This window comes from Streptomyces sp. NPDC043876 (assembly GCF_056435825.1).
The window spans coordinates 241,406-260,596 of the sequence record NZ_JBWKDV010000007.1 but is presented as its reverse complement, the minus strand read 5'-3'; the positions used below and the strand labels follow the sequence as shown (position 1 = coordinate 260,596).

Sequence of the window (19,191 nt, the reverse complement as noted above, 5' to 3'; positions counted from 1 at the left end):
CTGTGCAGCAGATCACCTTCACCGAGGCCGTCCAGGCCGTCCAGGCCGGCGCGTCCGGCGGCACGCAGGCCGACGGGGCAACCCGTACGAGCCAGTGGGTCATCCGGGTCAACGGCGTGGTGCAGGGCGTGGGCTACCGGCCCTTCGTCCACGCGCTCGCCCACCGACTCGGACTGACCGGCTGGGTGCTCAACGACAACCACGGTGTGCAGACGCTGGTGTGCGGACCGTCCGACGTGCTCGACGCCTTCCGTGAGGCGCTGAGCACCCAGGCCCCGCCCCTGGCGAGGGTCAACGACGTGCGAGTCGAGTCCCGTGACGACATGGCACCGGCCGGCGCGTACAGCGGATTCGAGATCCGCGAGAGCGTACGTGACGGCCGGGCCGGGACCATCGTCGCGCCCGACTCGCACGTGTGCGGCGCATGCCTGGCCGAGGTGCGGGACCCGGCGGACCGACGGTACCGCTACCCGTTCACCAACTGCACGCACTGCGGGCCCCGTTACTCGCTGGTCCGGCACCTTCCGTACGACCGGGAACAGACCACGATGGCGGTCTTCCGGATGTGCGGACCGTGCCGTACGGAGTACGAGGACCCGGCCGACCGCCGCTACCATGCCCAGCCGAACGCCTGCTCCGAGTGCGGTCCCCGGCTGACGCTGGCGGCGCCGGACGGCGAAGTGGCCCAGGACGACGAGGCGCTCACCGCGACGACGGCGGCGCTGGCCGCGGGACGGATCGTGGCCGTCAAGGGCGTGGGCGGTTTCCACCTGGTGGCGGACGCCCGCAACGCGCAGGCCGTCACTCTTCTGCGCACGCGCAAGCGGCGCGACTCCAAGCCCTTCGCCCTGATGGTGGAGGACATTGCGTCGGCGGCGCGCTTCGTGGAACTCGACGACGGTGACGCGGAGTTGCTGAACTCCCCGGCCCGGCCCATCGTGCTGCTGCGCAAGACCGCCGGATCCGTCCTGCCGGACGCGATCGCGCCGCGCAATCCCAATCTCGGCGTGATGCTGCCCTCCGCGCCGCTGCACCACCTGCTCCTGGAGCGGGCCGGGCTCGACGTCCTGGTGATGACGAGCGGCAACGTGTCCGGCCGCCCCATCGCCTATCGCAATGAAGAGGCACTGCGCGACCTCTTCGAGGTGGCCGACCTCGTCCTGCACCACGACCGGGACATCCACATCCGGGTCGACGACTCGGTCGTACGCCGCTCGGTCCACCCGGAGCTGGCCGAGCCGCTGGTCAGTTTCGTCCGGCGGGCTCGCGGATACGCTCCGTACCCGGTCCCGGTCTCCGCGGAACTGCCCCAGATCCTCGCCTACGGCGCGGAGCTGAAGACCACCGTGGCGCTGAGTTCGGGGCACGAGGTCTACGTCAGCCAGCACATCGGCGACCTGAAGAACGACGAGACCTTCGCCTCGCACCGGCAGACCGCGGCCCACCTGGCCGACCTGTACGAGCTCGAACCCACCGTCGTCGCGGTCGACAAGCACCCCTCCTTCCGCTCCCGCGTCTTCGCCGACGACGAGGCGTCGGGCGAGGTGTTCCCGGTGCAGCACCACCACGCGCACATGGCCTCCTGCATGGCGGAGAACCAGCTCGACGGAACGACCGTCGGTGTCGTCTTCGACGGGGCCGGCTACGGCGAGGACGGCACGATCTGGGGCGGCGAGTTCCTGCACGGCGGCTTCCCGTCGGTGGACCGCGCCGCCCACCTGCGGCCGGTCCCGCTGCTCGGCGGCGACAAGGCCGTGCACGAGCCGGTCCGTACGGGCTTCGCCCTCGCCCTCGACGCCTTCGGCGACCCGGACGCGGCCCACGCGGCCTTCCCCGCCCTGAACGTCCTGGACGAACAGGCACGGCACGTCTACACCACGATGGTGCGGCGCTCCGTCAACGCCCCGCTCGCCTCCAGCATGGGACGCCTCTTCGACGGCGTCGCCGCCCTGCTCGGCATCTGCACGCACGCCGAGTACGAGGCCCAGGGACCGATCGAGCTGGAGGGCCTGCTCGGCCGCGACCTCACCCTGGCCGAGCCCTACGCCTTCGGCCGCACCGAGCGGGACGGGACGGTGGAGATCGACCCGCGTCCGGTGATCCGCGAGATCGCGGCGGACCTGGCGCGCGGAACGGCCGTGGAGACGGTCAGCCGCCGCTTCCACTCCGCGGTGGTCGTCATGGTCACCGAGCGGTGCCAGGAGATCCGCCGGACGCTCGGCACCGGTCAGGCGGTCCTCTCCGGAGGCGTGTTCCTCAATGAATTCCTGCTGGTCAACTGCCTGGTGGAGCTGCGCAAAGCCGGATTCGACGCCTACGTCCACCAGCAGGTTCCGACAAACGACGGCGGTATCGCACTCGGCCAGGTGATGGTCGCCGGCGCCCGCCTGCACGAGAGGACGGCCCACTCGTGACCCCCGAAGGAAAGGACACATCCGTGCCGCACTCGAGTACGACCCTCAGCGACGTCATGCGTGTGCTGGTGCAGAACGAGGACCACGCGAACCGCACCCTGAGCATGGTCCCTTCCGAGACGGCCATGTCGGGGATCGCGAAGCTTCCGATGATGCTCGACGCGTACCACCGCTACTTCTTCAACGAGAGCGACAACCCAGACGGCTGGCACTTCCGCGGCGCCCAGCACCTGCGCGACCTGGAGATGGGCCTCACCGTGCCGCTCCTGGCGGAGCTCGGCCGGGCCGACTACGTCACCGTCCGCCCGTTGAGCGGGCTCAACGCCATGACCCTGGCACTGGCCACCCTCGGCGGCGAGCCCGGCTCCACCGTCGTCACCATCGGCCCCGAGCTCGGCGGCCACTACGCGACGCCCCAGGTCGCAGAACGGCTCGGTCTGCGCGTCGAGTTCCTCACGGGGGACGACCCGCACGCCCTCGATCTGGACCACGCGGCCCAGCTGCTCGCCCGGGTCAGGCCGACCCTGCTCTACGTCGACCAGTCGCACTGCCTCTTCCCGCTGGACGTGAGAAGCCTGGTCGAGACGGTCCGCGCGGTCAGCCCCGAGACGCTCGTGCACGTGGACGCCAGCCACTGGCTGGGCCTGGTGCTCGCCGGGGTGTTCCGCAACCCGCTCGACGAGGGTGCGGACAGCTACGGCGGCTCCACCCACAAGACGTTCCCCGGCCCGCAGAAGGCGGTCCTGCTGACGCGGAACAAGGAGGTCGAGCGGCGCATCCGCGAGACCCAGGACTACATGATCAGCAACCACCACTTCGCGGCCACCATCAGCCTCGGCATCTCCCTCCTGGAGTTCCGCGACTTCGGCGGCGCCGACTACGCCCGGGCCACCGTCGCGAACACGCGCCGCTTCGGCGAGCTGCTCACCGCGCGCGGACTGACCGTGGTGGCGGCCGACCGGGGCTACTCCGCCGGGCATCAGCTCTGGCTCGACCCCGAGGCGGACGGCGTCCCCGCGAAGGTGGCCAGCGACCGGCTCTTCGCCGCGGGCCTGCGGGTCAACTTCATGGCCGGCCTGCCGGGCTTCACCGGCCAGGGCGTCCGCATCGGCCTCAACGAGGCCACCTACCTCGGCCTTTCCGGCGAGGACTTCACCGAGCTCGCCGACATCTTCGCGGCCGCCGTGCACGCCGGCGCACCGGCGGAGTCGCTCGCCCGCCGCGTCGCCGCGCTGCGCGCCCGTACCCCGTACGGCGCCCCGCTCGCGGGTGACTCCCCGCTGCTGCAGGACGCACTCGCCCTGTGCGCGTCGTCCCTGCGCACGGTCTCACCGGACGCGATGCCGGCTCAGGCGCAGGCTCAGGTGCCCGCGGCCGCGGCCGGTGCGTGGGGCGGCTCGCGATGACCCGTCCCGTCATCGGCATCGCCGCGTACCAGGACCGGGCCCGGTGGGACATCTGGGACACCCAGGCCACCATGATCCAGCAGACCTACGTCAGGGGCATTGCCGCAAACGGCGGCCGCGCCGTCGTCCTGCCCCCCGACGACCTCGACGCCGACGTGCTGGACCGGCTCGACGGACTGCTGCTCCCCGGTGGCGCCGACATCGACCCCGCCCTCTACGGCCGGCCGCGCCACCCCCGCACCGACGCACCCGCACACGCCCGGGACGCCGGCGAGATGCTCCTCCTGCGCGGTGCGCTGGAGCGCGACCTGCCCGTACTCGGCATCTGCCGCGGCCTGCAGCTGCTCACGCTCGTCTACGGCGGCACGCTCCACCAGCACCTCCCCGACGTGCTCGGCCACACCGGCCACCTGCCGGAGCCCGGCGTGTTCGGTGAGCACCCGGTGAACTTCGCCGGGGGTTCCCTAGCCGCCTCCGTCTACGGAGCCGGGGCCGTCGTCAACTCCCACCACCACCAGGGCGTCGCCGACGCCGGTGCCCTGCGGGTCACCGGACACTGCGACGACGGCCTTCCCGAGGCGGTGGAGGACCCGGCCAAGAGGTTCGTCCTCGGCGTGCAGTGGCACCCCGAGGTCGCCCACGAGGACCACCTGTTCCGCACCTTCGTGGCCGCCTGCGCCGTCCCGGCGCTGCTGTGATCCCGCACTGATACGACCCGACCGACCCGAGCGGCCCGCTGTCACGGCGTACGGCCGCAGCTACCCCAGGAGCCCAACCGTGCGCACAGCGCTCCGTCCCCGCGGCGGGACCTTCGTCGACATCCTCCGCGACCGCGCGGACGGCACCCCGGACCGCACGGCCTTCGAGTTCCTCACCGACGCCGGCGAGCTCGTCCTTGGCTATGCGGACCTCGACCGCCGGGCCAGGACGGTCGCCGCGGCGCTGTCCGAGCGCGGCCTCGCCGGTGAGCGCGTGCTGCTCGTCTACCCGCCGGGCGTCGAATACGTGGTGGGATTCCTCGGCTGCCTGTACGCCGGGGTGGTCGCCGTGCCCGTGCACGTGCCGACCGGACGCCACGGCGTGCCGATGGTGCTGGCCGCCGCCCAGGACGCGGGCGCGGTACTCGCGCTCAGCGACCGGGCCACCGCCACCGCGCTCGACGCGCAGTACCCGGAGCTGGCCGCGACCGCCTTCTCCGGCTGGCTGGTCACCGACGAACTGCCCGAGGCCCTCGCCGCTGCGTGGAACGGGCAGGGGCCCCGGCCCGACTCGCTCGCCTTCCTCCAGTACACCTCCGGCTCGACGGGCCGCCCCAAGGGCGTGATGGTCCGGCACGACAACCTGGTGCACAACTCGGCCTTCATCGGGCAGGCCGTGGACTCGGGCCCGGACAGCCGCGGTGTCAGCTGGCTGCCGCCCTACCACGACATGGGGCTGATCGGCGGCATCCTGCAGCCCCTGTACGCCGGGTTCCCCAGCGTCCTGATGGCCCCGATGACCTTCCTGCGCAAGCCGCTGCTCTGGCTGGACGCGATCAGCCGCACCCGGGCCACCGTCTCGGCCGCCCCCGATTTCGCCTACCTCGAATGCGTACGGCGCATCGGCGAGGAGGACCGGGCCGGCCTGGACCTGTCCAGCTGGCGCCACGCGATGATGGGCGCCGAGCCGGTGCGCCCCTCCACCATGGACCTGTTCGCCGCCGCCTTCGAGGACTCCGGATTCTCCGCGCGCACCTTCCACCCCTGCTACGGACTGGCCGAGACGACCCTGTTCGCCACCGGCGGCCCGACCCGCGGCGAGGCCCCGCGGGTCCTGGAGCTGAGCCGCTCCGCCCTCGAACGCGGCCGAGCCGAACCCGCGGCCCCCGGGACGGGCCCGAGCCTGTCGCTGACCGGCTGCGGTACCCCACAGGGCGAGGATCTGGTCCTCGTCGTCGCCGACGGGCGCCCGTGCGCGGAGGGCGAGGTGGGCGAGGTGTGGATCAGCGGCCCGTCCGTCGCCGCCGGGTACTGGGAGCGCCCGCAGGAGACGGCCCGCACCTTCGGGGCGATGCTCGAAGCCCACCCCGGGCGCACCTTCCTGCGGACCGGCGACCTCGCCTTCACCTCCGATGGCGAGCTGTTCATCACCGGCCGGATCAAGGACCTGATGGTGGTGCGCGGCCGCAACCACTATCCCCAGGACATCGAACAGACCGCGGAACGCGCACACCCCCTGCTCCAGCCGACCCGCTCCGCCGCCTTCTCCGTCGACGAGGGCGGCGAGGAGCGGATCGTCCTCGTCCACGAGGTGGCCCGCGGCTTCACCCCCGACGACGCCCCGGACGTGCTGGCCGCCGTCGCCCGGGCGGTGGCCGCCGAACACGGCCTGGCGCCGCGCGAGATCGCGCTGGTGCGCATGGGCACCGTCCCGCGCACCACGAGCGGCAAGATCCGCCGCTCCGCCTGCCGTGACCTGTGGGCCTCGGACGGGCTCAAGCGGGTCGCCGTCACCGCGCCCGCGCGGGCCGCCGCCGGCAGCACGACGGGCGCCCCGTCGGCCGTCGCCGGGGCCGCCGCGCTCGTGCTCGGCGTCCCGGCCGACGCGCTCGACCGCACGGCACCGCTGATCACCCTCGGTCTCGACTCGCTGCGCGCGGTCCGGCTCGCCGCGGCCCTGCACCAGTCGACCGGCGCCGAGGTTCCCGTGGAACGGCTGCTCGACGGCATCACCACCGAGGAACTGACGGAGCGCCTCGCCGGCTGGACGGCTCCCGCCGGCTCCGCCGTGCCCGCCCGCTCCGCCGACGCCGGAGGTGACGTACTGACCGACGGCGGCGCTCCCGTACCGGCCGGCCGGGCCCAGGAATGGATGTGGCTCCTCGCGGAAATGGGCGCGGGCAGCGCCTACCACATCGCCGGTGGCGTCCGGCTCCGCGGACCGGTCGACGCCGGACTGCTCACCGGGTGTCTGAACGGTCTCATCGCCCGCCACCCCGTGCTGCGGGCCGCCTTCCGCACCGCGCCGGACGGCACCCTGATGGTCTCGGCCCGCCCCGCGGAGCCGTTGGACATCGCGGTCGTGGACGTATCCGCGGAGCCAGGCCCGGCCGCCCGCGAGGAGGCCTGCCGCACGGTGCTCGACGGACTCGGCAAAGCCTCCTTCGACCTGGCATCCGGTTCCCTGCTGCGCGCCGTGCTCGTCCGGCTCGCGGCCGACGAGTGGTGCCTCGGCCTGGTCGTCCACCACATCGCGGTCGACGGCTGGTCGCTCGCCGTGCTGCTGCGCGAGCTCGGCACCGCCTACAAGAACGCGCTGGCCGGCCGGGAGGCGCCCGCGCCCCTGCCCCCCGTACGTCCTTACGCGTACGGGCAGCCGGAGTACGCCGCCGCCGAGGCCTTCTGGTCCGGTGTCCTCGGTGGAGCGGCACCGCTGGAACTCCCGCTCGACGTCCCCCAGCCCGGCGCCCAGTCGTGGCGCGGCGCCTCGCTGCCGTTCGAGATCGGCGCCACGGCGGCCGCGCGCCTGAAGACGTACGGCGCCGCCCGGCGGGCCACCCCGTACATGGTGCTGCTCTCGGCCTTCGCGACCGTCCTGTCGCGGTGGACCGGCCAGCACGACGTGGTGATCGGCACCCCGGCTGCCTGCCGCACCCGGCCCGGCACCGCCGACGCGCTCGGCCTCTTCGTCAACACCCTGCCGGTGCGCGTCGACCTGTCGGGCAACCCCACCTTCGGCGAGCTGGTGGGCCGGATACGGGAAGGGAGCCTGGCGGCCTATCCGTACCAGGACTTCCCCTACGACGAGATGGTCCGGCTGTCCGGTGCCGAGCGCTCTGGCGGCAGGCCGCCACTGGTGCGCGCCGCGCTGGCGCTGCAGAACACCCCGCAGGCCGCCTGGCAGGCCGGCGACGTGCACGCCGAGCCGTTCGAACTTCCGGCTCCCGGCGCACAGTTCGAGATCTCCCTGCACCTGACCGAGCAGCCCGACGGCCGACTCGCCGGCCACGTCGTCTATGCGGCGGACCTCTTCACCGAGGACACCGTCCACCGGCTGCTGGACGGCTTCACCACCGTCCTGGAAGCCGCTCCCCGCCGGTCCGCCGCGGCCGCCGCGGACCTGCCGGTGCTGACGGATGCCGAGCACCGCCGGATCGTGGACGAGCTGAGCGGCGCCGCCTCGGCCGAGGCGCCCCCCGCGTTGCTGCACCAGGCATTCGAGGCGCAGGCGGACCGCGACCCCGGGGCCGTCGCCGTCGTCTCGCGGGACGCCCGGGTGACGTACGGCGACCTGGAGGCCCGCGCCAACCGGATCGCATGGCTGCTCCGCGACCTCGGCATCCGGCCCGACCAGGCCGTGGCGGTCTGTCTGCCCCGCGGTCCCGAGCTGGTGGCCGCCCTGCTCGGCGTCCTGAAGTCCGGCGGCGGCTACCTGCCGCTGGACCCCGGTTACCCGGCCGGCCGGCTCGCCGCCCAGCTGGACGACGTACGGCCCGCCGTGCTGCTCACCACCGGCGAACTAGCCTCCGGGCTGCTCGCCGGCGCGGTGGCGGCCGAGGGCGGACCGACCGTCGTCCGGCTCGACGACGGTGTGGCCGACGACCGGCCGGCGACCCGCCCCGAGCCCGTGTCGTCCCCGCGGCACATGGCGTACGTCCTGCACACCTCCGGCTCCACGGGGCGGCCCAAGGGCGTGGTGATGGAGCACGCCGGCGTCGTCAACCGCATGGACTGGATGCAGCGGGCCCACCGGCTGGAGCCCGGCGAGACCGTCCTGCAGAAGACCCCCGTGGGCTTCGACGTCTCCGGCTGGGAGCTGTTCTGGCCGCTCAGCGCCGGCGGCACGATGGTGCTCGCCCGCCCGGGCGGCCACCAGGACCCCGCCTATCTCGCCGGCCTCATCCAGCGGGAGTCCATCGCCAACTGCCACTTCGTGCCCTCGATGCTGCGCACGTTCCTGGAGGAGCCGACCGCGCGGGACTGCGCGGGCGTGCTGCGCCGGGTCGTGTGCAGCGGGGAGGAGCTGCCGCCCGCCGTCGCCGCGCGCTTCCACGCGCTGCTGCCGGGCGTGCGGCTGCACAACATGTACGGGCCGACCGAGACAGCGATCGAGGTCACCGCGTACGCGGTGGAGCCCGGCTCCACGGATCGTGTGCGGCTGCCGATCGGCGGCCCGGCGCCCGGGGTCCGGCTGTACGTGCTCGACGAACGCGGCCGGCCGCTGCCCGTCGGCGTACCCGGTGAACTGCACATCGGCGGCGTCCAGGTCGCCCGGGGCTATCTGAACCGGCCGGGCCTGACCGCCGACCGGTTCGTGCCCGACCCGTTCACCGCGGGCGGTCGGCTCTACCGGTCCGGCGACCGGGCGCGCTGGTCCGCGGACGGCACCATCGACTTCCTGGGGCGGCTCGACGGGCAGGTGAAGATCCGGGGCCACCGGATCGAGCCGGCGGAGGTCGAGGCGGTGCTCGGGGCCCATCCGGGCCTCGCCGAAGCCGCGGTGGTGGTGCGCACCCTGGCGGACGAACCCGCCCTGGTCGGCTACCTGGTCGCGGCGGGTGACGAGGTCCCGGTGGCCGAGCTGCGCGGCTTCCTGGCGCAGCGGCTGCCCGCCGCGATGATCCCGTCGGCCTTCGCCTGGCTGGCCGAGCTGCCCACGGGTGCCAACGGGAAGCTGGACCGGGGCCGGCTGCCTGCGCCCGAGCTGCGCCGCGAGAGCGCCGCCGTCGCACCGCGGGACGCGGTCGAGCGGGAAGTGGCCCGGATCTGGTCCGAGGTGCTCGGTGTGGGCGAGGTGTCGGTGAACGACAACCTGTTCACGCTCGGCGGCCACTCGCTGCAGGCCACCCGGATCGTGGTCCGGATCCGGTCCGCCTTCGGCATCGAACTGCCGCTGGCCGAACTGATCAGCGGTGAGCTGACCGTGGAGCGCATCGCCGAGTCGGCACGCACCAGCCCGGTTGGACCGGCCGACGCCGAGGAGCTCGAGCGGGCGCTGGCCGAGCTGGCCTCCCTGACCGACGCGGAAGTCGCCGCGCTGCTGGCCGAGAGCTGATCCGCACGGGGCCGCCCCGCAGGCACCCGCCCTTCGCACCTTCGAGATCGAGAGAGAGAACCATGTCGTCCGTCCTCACCTACGACCTGTCCGCCGCCGAGGCAGGCCGGCTGGAAGCAGTCATCGTCCGCCTCTTGGAGACCGGTCTCGACCCGGCGGAGCCGTCCTTCAGCGACGAGCTGTGGCGGTTCGTGCCGGACGTCCCCGCGGAATTGCGGGGCTTCCTCCACGGTTTCCGCGCCCGAGAGCCCGCCGCCGCGTGCATGGTGCGCGGTCTCCCGGTGGACGACCAGCGCGTCGGCCCCACGCCGCTGCACTGGACCAAGGCCGCGGAGAGCACGTCGACGCGGCGCGAGGAGGTCTACCTCGCCCTGCTGACGGCCTGCCTCGGCGATGTCTTCGGATGGTCGACGCTGCAGCGGGGCCGACTGGTCCAGAACGTGCTGCCGATCCCCGGCGAGGAGGGGGAGCAGAGCGGCCACGGCAGCGACGTGCTGCTCGAGTGGCACACGGAGGACGGTTTCCACCCCTACCGGTGCGACTACCTGGGCTTGTTCGGCGTGCGCAACGTCGACGAGGTCCCGACGACCCTCGCGTCCATCCGGGACGTGAAGCTGAGCGACGAGCACCGTGCCCTGCTCCTGCAGGAGCGCTACTTCATCCTCCCCGACGACGAGCACCTGCGGCAGCTGCGGGCGATCGACCCGGACGCCCCTTCGCTGGCGAAGCTGCAGCAGATGCGGGACGAGCCCGACGCGGTGGCCGTGCTGTTCGGCTCGCCGCAGGACCCGTACCTGCGCATCGACCCGTTCTTCATGCGGCACACGCCGGGGGACGACGACGGGCGGGCCGCGCTCGACGCGCTCGTCGCCGGTCTGGACGCGGTCCAGCAGGACGTCGTGGTCGGTGCGGGGTCACTGCTCTTCGTGGACAACTACCTCGCGGTGCACGGCCGGCGCGCGTTCCGGTCCCGTTACGACGGCACGGACCGCTGGCTGAAGAAGACGGTCTCCACCCGCGATCTGCGCAAGTCGCGCGAGCTGCGCGGCCATGTCCTGGACCGCGTCTTCGCGTGACCCCGGTCCACCGGCCGGGCACCACGGGGCGGCTCGCCGCCCGGGTGCCCGGCCGTCGCCGTCGTCAGACCGAATCGGCGGGGAGCCAGCCGCGGTGGGCGGCCAGGAGTCCGGCCTGGAAGCGGCTCTTGGCGCCGAGGAGCTCCATGACGTCGGCGGCGATGCGGCGCGCGGTGCGCGGCGAGACGCCGAGCCGTTTGGCGATGGCCTCGTCGGTGTGGCCTTGGCTCAGCAGGCGCAGGGCTTCCCGCTCCTGCGCCTTGAGTCCCCTGGTGTCGCGCATCTTGGCCTTGCCCAGCGGCTCGCCGGACTCCCACACCCGGTCGAACAGCGCGCACAGCGCCGCCAGGGTGCCGTGGCCGCGCAGGACGACGGCGCTGGCTCCGGACTCCTCGCCGTCCACCGGAACGATGGCGCAGGACCGGTCGATGATGAGCATCCGGATCGGCAGCGAGGGCACGGTCCTGATCTGCCCGCCCGCATCGGCCAGCCAGTCGGCGTAGGACACGCTGGGCGGGTTGTTGCGGATGCTGTCCAGGTACAGCGTGCGCATCCGCACCCCCCGGCCCAGTACCTCCGCGTCCAGCGGCTTCGAGGCCTCCAGCGTTCCCGCGTCCTGCACGCCGTCCGGCGCGAAGGACATCACCTCGTCCTTGATGCCCCTGGTCAGGGTGGCGATCTCGGCGCGGATGTCCTCGATGCCGTTCAGGACCTGTTCCCCCGGCCGCGAGACGACCGGGCGGCTGGCGTACTCCCGGATCATCCGCTCGGCGAACGCCTTGGACTCGGCGATCCGCTGCTGCTGCGCGGCCAGTTCGGCCTGTTGCCGGGCCAGCAGCGCCTCGAAGCCCACCTCCGGGCTGACGATGTGCAGGGCCGCCGTATTGTCCCCCGGTGCGCGCAACAATCCCAGCGCACTCAACTCGTCCAGCTTTGCGCGGAATTGGTCTACCGGCAGGTCCAGGCTCGACGCGATTTCCGCGATCTCCCCCTGTGGTCGGAGCAAGAGGGTCCGATACACCCGCTCCGCAATGTCATCCAGTCCCAACGTATTCAGCATTTCGCCCCATGGTTCCCCGTTTGAAATTCGCCTCACGATAACACCCCGCCTTCTGTGCGGCGCACATTCAAGGGCGATCGCGGCATAGGGGTCAAAACGGGATTATCCGCGTTTCCGGTAAGACGCAACGCCGGGTCCGTGCGTCGAAATCCGGCCCCGGATGTCCGAATACCGGTTTTCGGAGGGAGTGGTCCAGGACGGTTTCTGCCATAGCAGAAACCGTCCTGCCCATTTCTCTGGATATCCGGCTCACGCCCATTGCAGAGTCGACGCATGTACCTGATTCACGCCCACCTCGAGTCGCTCCCGGGAGGAGTCGTACCCGGGGATGCCGGCGCACGCGTCGTCGCGCTCGCGAGACCAGAGGAAGGCGTACGGCACGTCACGCTGCATGCCGACGCGCAACCCTGGCCGGTTCTCGGCCTCTTCGTCGCCGCCTCCTCGCTCGCAAGCGCCGAAACCGTCGCCCGTGCGCTGTGCGAGCGCGCCGTCGAGCTCGATCCGGCGCTGGTCCGCATCCGCGTGCTGCGCTGCGAGGCGCCTCTGATCAGCCCGTACTACGAAGGGCTCGTCTCCCCGCCGACCACCGACCAGCCGGGGTGGACGCATTAGGCAAAGGCCGCTTCGTGCAACCTCAGACCGCTGACAAGGGCCATCCGGGGCCGACAGGATGGTGACCACCGGCCGGCAACACGGTCCGGAACGAGCCGAACGGCCCGCTCCGCAGTCCCTGGCCGGGACAGGCCACCACCCCCTTCCCAAGGAGTCGCGTCATGTCGAAGACCCTCGCCGCCCGCATCGCCGCAGCCGCCCTCACCCTGGCCGCCGTCGTGGCCCCCGCGGTTTCCGCCGCGGCGCAGGAGCAGCCCGTCGCCCAGGTGGTGGCCGCAGAGACCGCGAGCGCCCCCATCGCCGAGTTCACCCTCGGCTGGCAGTAATACGCAGGAATTCGGAGAACGTACGCCAGAGGATTCTGGACCGGCTCCTGGAACCACGTGACAGATCGAAAGGTCCTTCCCTTGTCCGCTCATATTCAGGCTCCTGAAACCAGTCGAACCGGCAGGGAAAGCGGCCACCTCGAAGAATCCCCGGAGAGGGGTTTGGAATTCCTTTTCGAAGTGCCCGAAGGATCCGCCCCGCGCCTCACCGTCCTGGAGATACCCGGCGAGCGGTGGAGCGGGAAGACCTCCCTCCTGAACCGGCTCACCCGTGACGCGGCCTCCCGCGGCTGGCGCGTCGCCGCCGGCCAGGCGACGACCACCCTCGCCGCGGTCCCGTACGGCCTCTTCGTCGACGCGCTCGACGATCTCCTCGCACGCTTCGACACCGACGCCCTGGCCGTGCCCGCCGGTGTCGGCCGCCTCGCCGCGGTCTTCCCCTCGCTCGCCGCAGCCGCCGAACCCCTGACCCCGGACAGCCCCGCGGACCGGTACCACACCCTGCGCGCGGTGCACGCCCTGCTCGAGGCACTGGGGGCCGAACGTCCCCTGCTGATCACCTTCGACGACGCCCACCGGGCCGACGGCGCCTCCCTCGACCTCCTGGCCCACCTCCTCAGCCACCCGCCGGCCGGGCCCCTCGTGCTCGCGCTCGCCCACCGCCCCCACCAGGGCGACGGCATGCTGCGCAGTCTCCTCGCGGAAGCCGCCGCACAGGGCCGCCTCCGCCGGGCGCCGATCGAGCCCCTGAGCGATGAGCAGGCGCTCTCCCTGCTGCCCGACGACCTCAGCCGGGTTCACTGCGAGACCCTGCTCGCCGAGGCCGAGGGGAACCCGGGGCTGCTGCGCGCGTTCGCCGCCCTGCGTGCCGTACCCGACGACGAAGGAGCCGCCGCCTTCCCGCTCCCCGTCGGACTGCTCACCGACTGTCTGCGCGAGTTCCGCGGCCTCACCCCCGCCGGCTGGCTGGCGGCCCGCTCCGCCGCCGTGCTGGGCGAGAGCTTCGACGTGGCCGCCGTCGGCCACGTCACCCAGTTGAGCGGCGCCGCCCTGCGCGGAGCACTGGACGAACTGCTGAGCGAGGACCTGCTACAGGGCAACGCCCTCTCGCGGGGCTTGCGCTTCCGCAACCCGCTGCTGCGCGCCGCCGCCTACCAGTCCGCCGGATCCGGCTGGCTCCAGGGCGCCCACGAACGCGCGACCGCCCTGCTCACCCCGCGCGACGGCGCCTCCGTACCGCTCGCCCGGCACCTGGAGCACAGCGCCGTCAAGGGCGACGCGGCCGGCGCGGACGTCCTGCTGCGCGCCGCCACCGAGCAGGTGTGGCAGGACCCGGCGCAGGCCGCCGCCTGGACCCGGACCGCGATGGACCTCGACCCGGTTCGCGAGCAGAGCCCCCGCGTACGGCTGCTGCTCGGCTGCACGCTGGCCCTGACCGGCCGCCTGCAAGAGGGCCTCGCGGCGCTCGGCACCTTCACGGCGTCCGCCGCGTCCCCCGCCCTCACGGCCTCCGCTGCCCCCGACGTCTCCGCCGCCGCCCGCTTCTGCCGCGCCCGCATCTGGCGGCTGCTCGGCGACACCGGAGCCGCCCGGGCCGAAGTGGAGGCTGCCGCGCGGGACCCGAGGGCCGACGGGGCCGTGCCCGGTGCCCAGATCCTGGTCGAGCGGCTCATCCACGTCCTGGAGACCGGAGAGGGGCCGAACGACGCCGACCTCGCCGCGGTCGGATCCCCGCCCGGGGCCCTGCCGGCCGCCGAGCGCGGCCGACTGTTCGCGCTGCTCGCCGCCACCGCCGTCCGCACCGGAGCCACCGACCGGGCCCGGGAGCTCGCCGACCGGGCGGCCCCGCTCCTCGACGAACTCCCCGACGCGACGGCCGTGCGCCACCTCGACGGCCTGTACTGGCTCGCCGCGACCGAGTCCGCGCTCGGCCGGGCCGACCTCGCCGCAGGCCACCTCGGCCGGGGGCTGCGGATCGCCGAGGCCCGGCGCTTGACGGGCGTCATCCCGCAGCTGGCCATTGCCATGGCCCGCCTCCAGATGGCGGCCGGCGACCTCGCCGGAGCGGTACGGCACGCGGCCTGTGCCGAGACCAACGCGGCCGCGGTCGACTCCCCCTACCTGCTCGGCCTCGCGCTCGCGCTCAAGGACGAGGTGACCGCTGCCGCGGTCGCCGTCTCCGGCGCCGTCGTGCCGGGGCAGCGGACCCGGTCCGCACCCGGCCTCGCCACCCTCAGCAAGCGGGAACTGGAGATCGCCGTCCTCGTCAGCGGCGGACGCACCAACCAGCAGATCGCCCGCGCCCTGGACCTGAGCCACAAGACGGTCGAAACCCACCTCGGCCGGATCTTCCGGAAGCTGGACGTGTCCTCGCGGGCCGAGGTCGCCGCGGCCGTCGGCCGGTCCGAGCACGTGGGGCAGGCCCCGGAATCCGCCACCGCCCACCCGGTGGCCCATCAGGAGAAGCCCCGACATTACAAGGCGCCGGCGGCCGAGTTGACTTACGGGCACCGGAGCCTGCAGCCGCAAGTCGCCCGGTGAACGGGGTGGGGGCGCCGTAGGAACGCGCCGCACCACTCGACCGTTCACCGCCCTCGACGGCCCCGGTGTGCGGCGGAGCACAGGCCCGCCCAGGCAAACCGGCCCCAGCCGAGCGAGAGGAACCACCCATGTCCGACGAACGCAGCGAGCAGCCCGAATTCAGCGTCGTACTCAACGACGAACTGCAGTACTCGATCTGGCGCGCGGACGTCGAGCCGCCCGCCGGCTGGCGCAGCGAGGGCACGACGGGCAGCCGTGAGGAATGCCTGGCGCACATCGACGAGGTGTGGACGGACATGCGGCCGCTGAGCCTGCGCGAGGAGATGGCGGCGATGTCCGGCTGACCGCCCGCCGTACCCGCCACTCCCGTCGTACCCGTCCCTTTCCGGAGGATTCCCTTGAGCACCCCGTTCTCGACCGACCAACTGCGGCTCCTCGACAAGCTGCTCGATGAGGCGGGCGCCGGCCGGGCCGCGGACCGCATCCCGCGCCGTGACGGCGGTCCTTCCGGAGACCTCTCCCGCGCCGAACTGTCCTTCGGTCAGGAGCGCCTCTACATCGTCGAGCGGATGCGGCCCGGCTCCGCCATGTACGTCGGCTCCGGTGCGCTGCGCCTGCGCGGGGACCTGGACACCGACGCACTGCGCCGCTCCCTGCAGTTCCTGGTCGACCGGCACGAGGTGCTGCGCACCGGGCTGGAGGAGAGCGGCGACCGCGTCGAGCAGGTCATCCACCCCGCCGGCCGCTTCCCCATCGGGCTTCCGGTGCGGGAGGTCACCGGTGAGGGGGTGACGGCCGAGGTGACACGGGCCGCCTCCGAGGGCTTCGACCTCGCCAGGCCGCCGCTGCTGCGCGCGGACCTGCTGAAAGTGACCGACGCCGAGGAGCCCGAGTGGGTGCTCGTCCTGTGCGTGCACCACATCGTGGTGGACGGCTGGTCGCTCGGCCTGCTCATGGGTGAGATGGGGGCCGCCTACGCCGCCCTGGCGGCCGGCGATGAGCCGAAGCTCCCCGAACCGTCGCTCCAGTACGCCGACTTCGCGGTCTGGCAGCGCGGTCGCCTCGAGCAGGGCGCCCTGGCCGAACAGCTGGACTTCTGGCGCGGCGAACTGGCCGGCCTGCCCTCCAACGACGTGCCGACCGACCGGCCCCGCCCCACGGCGCGCACCTACGCGGGCGACACCGTCCCGATCACCCTGACGCCCGAGCTCATCGCCCGGCTGCGCGCGTGGACCGGCGAGTCCCAGGCGACCCTCTTCATGGCCATGGTCGCCGCCTGGTCGACGGTGCTCGGACGCTGGTCGGGCGATGACGACGTGATCGTCGGCACCCCCATGGCGGGTCGCCGCCGCACCGAACTCGAGGACGTCGTCGGCTTCTTCGTCAACACGCTGCCGCTGCGTGTGCGCCAAGAGCCGGGCGACACCTTCCGCACCCTGCTCCTGCGCACCCGTGACGTCTGCAACCAGGCGCAGGAGCACCAGGACGTTCCGTTCGAGCGGATCGTGCACGAGCTCAAGGCCGAGCGTGACGTATCGGGACAGACCGCCCTGGCCCGCCACTGGCTGGCCCTGCACAACACACCGCCGGTGGCCTTCTCCGCGCCCGGTCTCGACTGCCGCGTGCTGCCGGCCCTGGTCGGCACCGTGCGCTGCGACCTCTCCGTCCAGCTCGCACCGGACGGCGACGGCGGCCTCGCCGGCTGGCTGGAGTTCTCCACCGAGCTCTACGACCGGGCCACCGCACAGCGCCTCGCCACCGCCTTTGAGACCGTCCTGACGGCCGTCGCAGCCGACCCAGACCTCCCGGTCACCGGTCTCCCCGTCCTCGGAGCCGATGAACTCACCCAGGTGACACAGGAGTTCAGCAACGCCGGCACTGGGGCGCTGACCGGCTCCGCGCTCCCGCAGTGGTTCGAGGCGCAGGCCGACGCCACCCCGGACGCCGTCGCGGTGGTGACGGACGAGACCGGTGAGAGCCTCACCTACGCCGAGCTGGACGTCCGCGCGAACCAGGTGGCGCACCTCCTCAAGGAGCGCGGTATCGGCTCCGAGGACCGGGTCGCCGTCTGCCTGCACCGGAGCGCCGAACTCCTGCCCGCCGTCCTCGGAGTCCTCAAGGCCGGGGCGGTGTACCTGCCGCTCGACCCCGACTATCCGAAGGCACGGCTCGACCAGCTCGTCGAGGACGGTGCGCCCGCCCTCGTCATCACCAGCGCCGACCTCGTCGGCCACTTCCCGGGCCGGCGCCGCCTCGACATCACCGGCAGCGAGGTCTCCCGCCGGCCCGTGCACCGTCCCGAGCCCGCCCCCGTCACCGGGGACTCCGCCGCCTACCTGCTCTTCACCTCCGGTTCGACAGGGCGCCCCAAGGGCGTCCTGAACACCCACCGTGGCCTCCTCAACCGCCTGCACGGCATGCAGCGCGACTACCGGCTCGCCCCCGGCGACCGGGTGATGCAAAAGACCCCGCTCGGCTTCGACGTGTCCCTGTGGGAGCTGCTGTGGCCGCTGGTCACCGGCGCCACCGTGGTCAGCGCCCGCCCGGGTGGCCACCGCGACGTCGAGTACCTCCACGACGTCCTCGACCGGCAGCGCATCACCCTCTGCCACTTCGTGCCGTCCATGCTCGCCGCCTTCCTGGACACCCCCGACGGCGGACACCGGGCACTGCGCGTCCTCCTCAGCGGTGGCGAGGAACTGCCGGCCGCCCTCGCCGAGCGGACACTGGAGCGCTACCCCGGGGCCGAACTGCACAATCAGTACGGGCCCACCGAGGCGGTCATCGACGTCACCGCCGGCCGGGTCACGTCCGCGGCCTCGGGCCGCGTGCCGATCGGCCGCCCCGTTCCCGGTGTCGAGCTGTACGTGCTCGACGCCGCGGGCCGCCCCCAGCCGGTCGGCGTGCCGGGCCAGCTGTACATCGGCGGCGTCCAGACCGCGCGCGGCTACCTGGACCGCCCCGGCCAGACCGCCGCGAGCTTCGTCCCCCACCCCTTCGCCACCGGGCAGCGGCTGTACGCGACGGGAGACCTGGTCTGCTGGCGCCCGGACGGAACGGTCGAGTTCCGCGGCCGTGCCGACGGCCAGGTGAAGATCCGCGGCAACCGCGTCGAGACCGGCGAGATAGAAGCCGTCCTGCGCGCGCACCCGGACCTCACCGGCGCACTGGTGACGGCCCGGCCCGACGCGGACGGTCAGCCGCAGCTCGTCGGCTACGTCACCGGCGGGGCCCGTGTCCCCGAACTCCAGGAGTACCTGCGCGAGCGGCTGCCCGAGGCCATGGTGCCCGCGCACCTCATGGTCCTCGACGGCTGGCCGCTGGGGGACCACGGCAAGCTGGACCGGTCCGCACTGCCCCAGCCGGAGGGCACCCGCCCCACCGGTCCCGTGTACACGGCGCCGCGCACCCCGACCGAAGAGGCGATCGCCGCGATCTGCGCCGAGCTCCTGGCCGTCCCCCGGATCGGCGTGTACGACTCCTTCTTCGACCTGGGCGGCCACTCCCTGCTCGCGATCCGGGCGATCGCCCGGATCCGCTCGAACCTCGGAGCGGGTCTGCGCATCGGCCAGTTCCTGCAGGCGCCGACGGTCGCCGCGCTCGCGGTCCTGGTGGACGAACGGCTGCAGGAACAGCTGCAGGAGGCCGCACCGGCCGCCGTGGCGGCCATCCCGCGCATCGATCGCGCCGCGTACCGCGGCTGACCGCGCCCTCACGACCTGA

General features: G+C 73.0%; 11 protein-coding genes. 10 read left to right on the top strand and 1 reads right to left on the bottom strand.

The window, feature by feature from the left end; all coding sequences use genetic code 11:
* Nucleotides 1-2: 2 nt before the first annotated feature.
* From hypF to gntD, 5 genes are all read left to right on the top strand, one after another.
* On the top strand, nucleotides 3-2,414 hold the full coding sequence (gene hypF / locus AC0693_RS22985; RefSeq protein WP_478802732.1) for a carbamoyltransferase HypF: 2,412 nt from the start codon (nucleotides 3-5) through the stop codon (nucleotides 2,412-2,414).
* A 23-nt stretch (nucleotides 2,415-2,437) separates the two neighbouring features.
* Nucleotides 2,438-3,820 carry a PLP-dependent aminotransferase family protein gene (locus AC0693_RS22980; RefSeq protein WP_478802731.1) on the top strand — a complete coding sequence of 461 codons (1,383 nt, stop codon included), beginning with the start codon at nucleotides 2,438-2,440 and terminating at the stop codon, nucleotides 3,818-3,820.
* Nucleotides 3,817-4,518, top strand: coding sequence for a gamma-glutamyl-gamma-aminobutyrate hydrolase family protein (locus AC0693_RS22975; protein WP_478802730.1), 702 nt, complete (start codon nucleotides 3,817-3,819; stop codon nucleotides 4,516-4,518). Before AC0693_RS22980 ends, AC0693_RS22975 begins: the two co-directional genes overlap by 4 nt.
* Nucleotides 4,519-4,597: 79 nt before the next feature.
* Nucleotides 4,598-9,853: an amino acid adenylation domain-containing protein gene (locus AC0693_RS22970; RefSeq protein WP_478802729.1), complete on the top strand. Its 5,256-nt coding sequence runs from the start codon at nucleotides 4,598-4,600 to the stop codon at nucleotides 9,851-9,853.
* A 62-nt stretch (nucleotides 9,854-9,915) separates the two neighbouring features.
* Nucleotides 9,916-10,929, top strand: a complete 1,014-nt coding sequence (gene gntD, locus AC0693_RS22965) for a guanitoxin biosynthesis L-enduracididine beta-hydroxylase GntD (protein WP_478802728.1) — start codon at nucleotides 9,916-9,918, stop codon at nucleotides 10,927-10,929.
* Nucleotides 10,930-10,993: 64 nt separating this feature from the next.
* On the opposite strand, the gene AC0693_RS22960 is transcribed toward gntD, so the two are convergent.
* Nucleotides 10,994-11,851, bottom strand: coding sequence for a helix-turn-helix transcriptional regulator (locus AC0693_RS22960; protein WP_478802727.1), 858 nt, complete (start codon nucleotides 11,849-11,851; stop codon nucleotides 10,994-10,996).
* Nucleotides 11,852-12,262: 411 nt separating this feature from the next.
* On the opposite strand from AC0693_RS22960, the gene AC0693_RS22955 reads away from it, so the two are divergent.
* From AC0693_RS22955 to AC0693_RS22935, 5 genes are all read left to right on the top strand, one after another.
* Nucleotides 12,263-12,601 carry a hypothetical protein gene (locus tag AC0693_RS22955; RefSeq protein WP_478802726.1) on the top strand — a complete coding sequence of 113 codons (339 nt, stop codon included), beginning with the start codon at nucleotides 12,263-12,265 and terminating at the stop codon, nucleotides 12,599-12,601.
* A 161-nt stretch (nucleotides 12,602-12,762) separates the two neighbouring features.
* Nucleotides 12,763-12,927 (top strand): hypothetical protein, encoded by a 165-nt coding sequence (locus AC0693_RS22950; protein ID WP_478802725.1) that lies wholly within the window; start codon nucleotides 12,763-12,765, stop codon nucleotides 12,925-12,927.
* A gap of 180 nt (nucleotides 12,928-13,107) precedes the next feature.
* Nucleotides 13,108-15,468, top strand: coding sequence for an ATP-binding protein (locus AC0693_RS22945; RefSeq protein WP_478802724.1), 2,361 nt, complete (start codon nucleotides 13,108-13,110; stop codon nucleotides 15,466-15,468).
* 128 nt (nucleotides 15,469-15,596) lie between these two features.
* Complete coding sequence (locus AC0693_RS22940) at nucleotides 15,597-15,812, top strand: MbtH family protein (RefSeq protein ID WP_478802723.1); 216 nt, start codon at nucleotides 15,597-15,599, stop codon at nucleotides 15,810-15,812.
* A 54-nt stretch (nucleotides 15,813-15,866) separates the two neighbouring features.
* Nucleotides 15,867-19,172: a non-ribosomal peptide synthetase gene (locus tag AC0693_RS22935; RefSeq protein WP_478802722.1), complete on the top strand. Its 3,306-nt coding sequence runs from the start codon at nucleotides 15,867-15,869 to the stop codon at nucleotides 19,170-19,172.
* Nucleotides 19,173-19,191 lie beyond the last annotated feature (19 nt).